Origin of the sequence: Streptomyces himastatinicus ATCC 53653, from assembly GCF_000158915.1 — a bacterium.
GTDB classification, from domain to species: Bacteria; Actinomycetota; Actinomycetes; order Streptomycetales; family Streptomycetaceae; genus Streptomyces; species Streptomyces himastatinicus.
In genome coordinates this window covers 3,787,730-3,794,989 of the sequence record NZ_GG657754.1, presented here as the reverse complement: position 1 = coordinate 3,794,989, position 7,260 = coordinate 3,787,730, and the positions used below count along the sequence as shown (strand labels likewise).

Below are 7,260 nucleotides of genomic sequence, written 5' to 3'. Positions count from 1 at the left end.
CGCGCACCGAGCTGGACACCCGCTTCAGCAGCCCGGACGCCACCGCCACCAGCTGGCCCGAGGGCCGCGCGGGACTGGCGGAGGCACAGATGTACTGGGTGTCGACCGTGCGCCCCGACGGCCGCCCGCACGTCACCCCGCTGATCGCGGTCTGGCTCGACGGCGCCCTGTACTTCTGCACCGGGCCCGACGAGCAGAAGGCCAGAAACCTCGCGCGCAACCCCCACTGCGTGCTCGCCACGGGCGAAGGCGCCTTCCACGAGGGGCTGGACCTGGTCGTCGAGGGCGACGCGGCCGTCGTGCGCGACGAGGACCGGCTGCGGCGCGTCGCCGACGCGTACGTGGCGAAGTACGGCGAGGAGTGGCGCTTCCGGGTGCGGGACGGCGCCTTCCACCACGAGGGCGGCGAGGCGCTGGTCTACGAGGTCGCCCCGGCCCGGGCGTTCGGCTTCCGCAAGGGGGAGTACAGCCAGACGCGGTGGCGCTTCTGACATCCAGGTGGCGGCTTCGGCGGATCAGCCCAGGTCGGGCGGGGCGCCGGGCAGCCGCTGCTCCGCCCAGATCGTCTTCCCCTCCGCGGTCTGCCGGCTGCCCCAGCGGCGGCTGAGCTGGGCGACCAGCAGCAGTCCGCGGCCGCCCTCGTCGAAGGTGCGGGCGCGGCGCAGATGCGGGGCGGTGTTGCTGGCGTCGGACACCTCGCAGATCAGCGAGTGGTCGTGGATCAGGCGCAGCTGGATGGGCGGCAGCGCGTGCCGGATGGCGTTGGTGACCAGCTCGCTGACGACCAGTTCGGTGGTGAACACGGCGTCGTCCAGACCCCAGTCGGTCAGCCGCTCGGTGACGTCCCGGCGGGACCGGGCGACACAAGCCGGGTCGGCGGGCACGTCCCAGGTGGCCACGTGCGCCGCGTCCAGGGCGTGGGTGCGGGGGAGGAGCAGGGCGACGTCGTCCAGCACGCCGTGCTCGGGCAGCAGCGCGCGCAGGACGGAGTCACAGGTGCCCTCCAGGGAGGCGGCGGGGCGGGTCAGCGCGTCGGCCAGCAGCACGCGTCCCTCGTCCACGTCCCGGTCCCAGCCGCCCAGCAGGCCGTTGGTGTAGAGGGCGAGCACGGTGTCCTCGGGCAGTTCGAGGTCCATCACCTCGAACGGCAGCCCGCCGACCCCCAGCGGCGGACCCACCGGCAGGTTCACGAACTCCACCGGGCCGCCGGGGGTGACCACGGCCGGTGCGGGATGTCCGGCCGCGGCCATGGCGCAGTGGTGGGTCACCGGGTCGTAGACCGCGTACAGGCAGGTGGCGCCGACGTCCCCGGCGGTCTCCTCGTCCCCGGCCTCCGCGGACAGATGGATCACGAGGTCGTCGAGGTGGGTGAGGAGTTCGTCCGGCGGCAGATCCACATCGGCGAGAGTCCGTACCGCGGTGCGCAGCCGCCCCATGGTGGCCGACGCCTGGATGCCGTGGCCGACCACATCGCCCACCACGAGGGCGACCCGCGCCCCGGACAGCGGAATCACATCGAACCAGTCCCCGCCCGCCGCCGTGTACGGCCCGGCGGGCAGATAGCGGGACGCCACCTCCACCGCCGACGGCCGGAGCACCGCCTGCGGCAGCAGGCTGCGCTGGAGGGCCAGCGCGGTGTCGCGCTCCCGGGTGAAGCGGCGGGCGTTGTCCACACAGACCGCGGCCCGCGTGGTGATCTCCTCGGCCAGCAGCACATCGTCCTGGGTGAACGGCCCGGGGCGGCGGTGGCGGGTGAATACGGCCACCCCGAGGGTCGTTCCCCGGGCCCGGATCGGCACGGACATGACCGAGTGGATGCCGAACTCCCGGATCTTGGCGGCGCGGACCGGCTTGAGGGCGCCCCATTCCCTGATGACGGGATCGTCGGCGGCGTAGATGATGGGCCGCCCCGCCACCAGGCACTCGGCCATCGGGGAGACCTCCGGATAGGTGTTCACCTTCCCCAGCTCGACCGCTGCCTCCGGGGTCCCTTCGTAGATCGATGTGTGGGCGGTGCGGCGCAGCGCGATCGGGCCGGTGAGCCGGCCGGGCGACGGCTCCTCATCCTGGTCGAGCCGGTCCAGCAGGTCGACGCTCACGAAGTCGGCCAGCCGCGGTACGCACACCTCGGCCAGCTCCTGCGCGGTACGGGTGATGTCGAGGGTGCTGCCGATCCGTACGCTGGCCTCGCTCAGCAGGAGCAGCCGCTGCCTGGCCCGGTACTGCTCGGTGATGTCGTGCGCCGCCAGGCACACGCCGTGCACCTCACCGTCCCTGGCCTTCAGCGGCGCGAAGTGGGCCGACCAGGCGTGCTCCCGCGCCTCGCCGCCGGTGCGCGGATACGTCTCCACATGGCGCCGTTCGCCGGTCCGCAGCACATGCCGCATCAGCGCCTCGAGCCCCTCGCTGCGCAGCTTCCCGCCGATGTCCGCGAGCCGTAGCCCCTGGAGGTCGCTCTCGGGCAGGCCGATGACGCGCGCCATCTCGGCGTTCGCGTTGCGCAGCCGCAGATCGGTGTCGTAGATCGCCATGGGGCAGGGCGACTGGGCGTACGCCCAGGTCAGGAGCGTCGCATCGGAGGGTGCCGCGGCGTCGTCGGCGGGTAGCGGGGCGACCAGCAGCCAGCTGTTCCCGGTGCGGTGGGCCAGCAGCGCCACCTCCATCCGGTGCCCGTCGCGGTGGCGCAGCGCCAGCGTGCCGCGCCAGCGCATCCGCACCGCCCGGGCCCGCTCCGCCACCCCGTCGACCGGCTCGGCGAGCAGCGCCGCGGCGGACCGCCCCACCACCTCCGGCGGCGGGTATCCGAGCAGCCGCCGGGCGCCGTCGTTCCAGCCGGTCACCGTGGCATCGCCGCTGACGGTGACCCGCGCCGCGCCCGCTTCGTCCACGTGTTCCAGTATGGGTGTTAAAAGAAGACCGCACCCGGCCGCGGTGGCGGGCCGGGTGCGGGCAGGGGGCCTGTCGGCCCCGGGGCCGGGTCAGGCCTTCTTGGTCTCCCAGAAGATCTTGTCGATCTGGGCGATGTAGTCCAGGGCCTTCTGGCCCGTGGCCGGGTCGGTCGAGCCCTTGGCGGCGCTGAGCGCCTTCAGGGTCTCGTTGACCAGCTGGTGCAGCTCCGGGTACTTCTCGAAGTGCGGGGGCTTGAAGTAGTCGCTCCACAGCACCGAGACGTGGTGCTTCGCCAGCTCCGCGCGCTCTTCCTTGATGACGGTGGCGCGGGCACGGAAGTGCGGGTCCTCGTTGGCCTGGAACTTCTCCTGGACGGCCTTGACGGACTCGGCCTCGATGCGGGCCTGGGCCGGGTCGTATACGCCGCAGGGCAGGTCGCAGTGTGCGCTGACCTGAACCTTGGGGGCGAACAGGCGGGAGAGCATAGAGCTGTCCTTCCATTCGTGATCGTCTTCTCAGGTGCGAGATTACTCCGTGCGGGAAGGCTTTTCTCGAGTGCCCCGGGGGGCTTAGGTCAAAAGTCCGGTGACACTCCGGGGTGGCTGAGCGTGTGACCTGGGATGGTGTGGGCGGATGGTGGCGTACGGACCGGAGGTGCCGTGATGCAGGAGCAGCTGCACGATCGCGGGCAGGAGAAGGGCCGCGAGCAGCACGGACTGCTGCGGATGGGGCTGGCCGAGGTGTACAACCCGTCGATGCAGCCGTCGCTGTACCCGGGCGACCAGTTGGTGGTGCGGTACAGGGTTCCCGTGCGGCCGGGGGACGTGGTGGTGCTCCGGCATCCGTTCCGGCAGGACCTGCTCATCGTGAAGCGCGCGGTGGAGCGCCGCGAGGGCGGCTGGTGGGTGATGGGGGACAACCCGGACGTGGAGAACGACAGCCGGGAGTTCGGCGTCGTACCTGACGAGCTGGTGGTGGCCCGGGCGTGGGTGCGGGTGCGGCCGCTGCCGGGGCGGCCCGGGACCCGGGGTCAGCGGTCGATGGCGGGGCTGCTGTCGTGGGCGGTGTCGGCGGTGCGGCCGGTGCGGTCGCGGTCGCGGGCCAGGGGCGCGGCGGGCGCGGGGTCGCCCGGGCGGCCGGCGTCGAGGCGTTTACGGGCGCGGTAGGCGGCGACGTTGGCGCGGGTGGCGCAGCGGTCGGAGCAGTAGCGTCGGGATCGATTTGTCGATGTGTCGAGGTAGGCGTTACGGCAGGGCGGGGCCTCGCAGATGCCGAGCCGGTCCGCGCCCAGTTCGGTGAGGTGGAACGCGAGCCCCATGGAGGCGGTCGCGGCGAATCCGGCGCTGGCGTTGGCGGCGTAGTCCGCGATGTGCATATGCCAGTTGGGGCGGCCGTCCTCGTCCCGCAGTTCGTGCCCGGAGATCTGCGGGCTCACCGGGAACTCGATGAGCAGCGCGTTGAGCAGGTCCACCGCCAGTACCTCGTCCCCGTCCGCCGCCGCCTCGAAGACCGCGCGCAGCCGGGCCCGGACCGACCGCAGCCGGGTGACGTCGGCGTCCGTCGCGCGCCGGGTCGCCTGCTGGCTCTCGCCGAAAAGGGTGCGTACGGCGTCGACCGAGGTGAGCGCGTCGGTGCCGCGTGCGGGCTCCTCGCTGTTGACCAGACGCACGGCGAGATCTGAGTAATAAGCCAGTTCCACTTGTGGTCCTTACCGGGGGCGGTCTAGGGTCGGTTCGGTCAGGTCGGGTAATGGGCGCTCTACGCGCCAGGGTATTACGGACAACGACGGCTTGGAGGAGCGCGATGACGGACACCCTCGCCGCGGCGGACTGGCAGGCGTGGCAACGGAGCTGGGACCGGCAGCAGGAGTGGTACCTCCCCGATCGTGAGGAGCGGTTCCGGGCGATGCTCGACGCGGTCGAGGCACTCGTCGGACCGGAGCCGAGAATCCTCGACCTCGCGTGCGGCACGGGCAGTATCTCGGATCGGGCCCTGCGCCGCTTCCCCGGCGCCACCAGCACCGGCGTCGATCTGGACCCCGCGCTGCTGGCCATCGCCCGCGGGCACTTCGCGGGGGACGGCCGCATCACCTTCGTCAGCGTGGACCTGCGCGACCCCGGCTGGACGGGGCGGCTGCCGCACCCCACGTACGACGCGGTGCTCACCGCCACCGCCCTCCACTGGCTGCGCTCCGATGAACTCCGGACGCTGTACGGCCAGGTGGCGGGGGTGCTCCGGGACGACGGGGTGTTCCTGAACGCCGACCACATGCCCGACCCCGACACCCCCCGGCTCAATGACGCCGACCGTACGTACCGCAAGGAGCGGCAGGCCCGGGCGAAGGCCGAGGGCGCCCAGGACTGGGTGGACTGGTGGAGCGCCGCCGCCGCGGACCCGGTGCTTGCCGAGCCCGTCGCCGAGCGGTTCACGATCTTCGGCAACCCGGCGGACGGCGACCACGCGGACGGCGAGGTGCAGTCCGCGGGCTGGCACGCGGACGCGCTGCGCGAGGCGGGCTTCGCCGAGGCGCGGCCCGTGTGGTGCTCGGTCTCGGACGCGATGGTGCTCGGGCTCAAGTAACGGCCGAGGGCGGTACGGGGCATCGCGCCCGTACCGCCCTCGCGTCGTATTCCTGGAGCACCTACAGGACCTACGGGACCTACAGCACCTTGGACAGGAACGACTTCGTCCGCTCGTGCTGCGGGTTCGTCAGCACCTCACGCGGAAGCCCGGACTCCACGACCACTCCGTCGTCCATGAAGACGACCGAGTCGCCGACCTCCCGGGCGAAGCCCATCTCATGGGTGACGACGATCATCGTCATGCCGTCCTCCGCGAGCCCGCGCATCACATCGAGGACGTCCCCGACCAGCTCCGGGTCGAGCGCCGAGGTCGGCTCGTCGAAGAGCATCAGCTTCGGCTCCATGGCCAGCGCCCGCGCGATCGCGACCCGCTGCTGCTGACCGCCGGAGAGCTGCGAGGGGTAGTTGCCCGCCTTGTCGGCGAGGCCCACCCGGTCCAGCAGCTTCCGAGCCCGCTCCCGGGCGACCGCCTTGGTCTCCCGCTTGACCTGCACCGGCGCCTCGATCACGTTCTCCAGCGCGGTCATGTGCGGGAAGAGGTTGAAGCGCTGGAAGACCATGCCGATGTCGCGGCGCTTGGCGGCGACCTCGCGGTCCTTCAGCTCGAAGAGCTTGTCGCCCTTCTGCCGGTAGCCGACCAGGTCGCCGTCCACGTACAGCCGCCCGGAGTTGATCTTCTCCAGGTGGTTGATGCAGCGCAGGAAGGTGGACTTCCCGGAGCCGGACGGGCCGATCAGACAGAACACCTCGCGCGGGGCGACCTCGAGGTCGATCCCCTTGAGGACCTGTACGGCGCCGAAGGACTTGTGGACGCCCTCGGCCTTCACCATGGCGTTCATGCGCTCACGCCTCCCTGGCGGTTGGAGCCGGACAGCAGGTTCACCCGGATGCGCTGCAACGGCGTCGTGGGCAGGTTCCGGGAGGTGCCGCGCGCGTAGTAGCGCTCCAGGTAGTACTGGCCCACGCTGAGCACCGAGGTGAGGATCAGGTACCAGGCGGCGGCGAGGAAGAGCATCTCGGCGGTGGCGCCGGAGTTCTGGCCGACCTCCGAGGTGGCCTGGAGCAGGTCCCAGTACTGGACCGCGATCACCAGCGAGGTGGTCTTGAGCATGTTGATGAACTCGTTGCCGGTCGGCGGCACGATCACCCGCATGGCCTGCGGCAGGACGACCCGGCGCAGCGTCTTGGCGTGGCTCATGCCCAGCGCCTGGGCGGCCTCGGTCTGGCCCTCGTCGACGGACTGGATGCCCGCCCGGCAGATCTCCGCCATGTACGCGGCCTCGTTCAGCCCGAGGCCCAGCAGGGCGGCCAGGAACGGGGTCATGAAGTCCGACCACTCGTCCTTGTAGATCGGCATGATGTTGATGTACTTGAAAACCAGCCCCAGGTTGAACCACACCAGCAGCTGCACATAGACCGGGGTGCCGCGGAAGAACCAGATGTAGCCCCAGGCGATGGAGGACGTCACCGGGTTCTTCGAGAGCCGCATCACGGCCAGGACGATGCCGAGGGCCACGCCGAGCACCATCGAGAGGATGGTGATCCAGATGGTGTTGCGGACACCCTTGAGGACTTCGCCGTCGAAGAAGTAGTCCGGGATGGCGGCCCAGTTCACATCGCCCTTGGCGAAGGCGTAGACGAGCATCGCCAGCACGGCGATGGCGACGACCGCGGAGATCCAGCGGCCGTAGTGCCGCACCGGGATGGCCTTGATGTTCTCCGGTGCGGGAGACGGGGTGCCGACGGGCCCCGTCTTGTCGATCTTCGTTGTCACGGGTGAGTGCCTTTC

The 7,260-nt window shown here is 71.1% G+C and carries 7 protein-coding genes and 1 pseudogene; 3 read left to right on the top strand and 5 right to left on the bottom strand.

From position 1 onward, the window contains the following. Positions 1–491 (top strand): pyridoxamine 5'-phosphate oxidase family protein (locus SSOG_RS15335; protein WP_063631566.1); only part of this gene is annotated, 491 nt, incomplete at its 5' end. A gap of 24 nt (positions 492–515) precedes the next feature. Here the strand turns inward: SSOG_RS15335 and SSOG_RS15330 are convergent. Both SSOG_RS15330 and sodN read right to left on the bottom strand, forming a co-directional pair. Then, positions 516–2,897, bottom strand: a complete 2,382-nt coding sequence (locus SSOG_RS15330; RefSeq protein WP_009715137.1) for a SpoIIE family protein phosphatase — start codon at positions 2,895–2,897, stop codon at positions 516–518. A gap of 81 nt (positions 2,898–2,978) precedes the next feature. Beyond that, entirely contained in the window at positions 2,979–3,374 is a 396-nt protein-coding gene (sodN, locus tag SSOG_RS15325) for a superoxide dismutase, Ni (protein WP_009715136.1), read from the bottom strand. A gap of 177 nt (positions 3,375–3,551) precedes the next feature. Between sodN and sodX the strand changes: the two are divergent. Further along, positions 3,552–3,995: pseudogene (gene sodX / locus SSOG_RS48445) on the top strand (nickel-type superoxide dismutase maturation protease); the annotation flags it as partial. Here sodX and SSOG_RS15320 read toward each other — a convergent pair. Further along, positions 3,920–4,588, bottom strand: coding sequence for a CGNR zinc finger domain-containing protein (locus SSOG_RS15320; RefSeq protein WP_009715134.1), 669 nt, complete (start codon positions 4,586–4,588; stop codon positions 3,920–3,922). The pseudogene sodX and the gene SSOG_RS15320 overlap by 76 nt on opposite strands. Before the next feature lie 104 nt (positions 4,589–4,692). Here SSOG_RS15320 and SSOG_RS15315 point away from each other — a divergent pair, with 104 nt between their 5' ends. Beyond that, positions 4,693–5,469, top strand: coding sequence for a class I SAM-dependent methyltransferase (locus SSOG_RS15315; RefSeq protein ID WP_009715133.1), 777 nt, complete (start codon positions 4,693–4,695; stop codon positions 5,467–5,469). A 79-nt stretch (positions 5,470–5,548) separates the two neighbouring features. Here the strand turns inward: SSOG_RS15315 and SSOG_RS15310 are convergent, their stop codons facing one another. Both SSOG_RS15310 and SSOG_RS15305 read right to left on the bottom strand, forming a co-directional pair. After that, complete coding sequence (locus SSOG_RS15310) at positions 5,549–6,310, bottom strand: amino acid ABC transporter ATP-binding protein (RefSeq protein ID WP_009715132.1); 762 nt, start codon at positions 6,308–6,310, stop codon at positions 5,549–5,551. After that, entirely contained in the window at positions 6,307–7,245 is a 939-nt protein-coding gene (locus SSOG_RS15305) for an amino acid ABC transporter permease (protein WP_009715131.1), read from the bottom strand. Before SSOG_RS15305 ends, SSOG_RS15310 begins: the two co-directional genes overlap by 4 nt. Positions 7,246–7,260 lie beyond the last annotated feature (15 nt).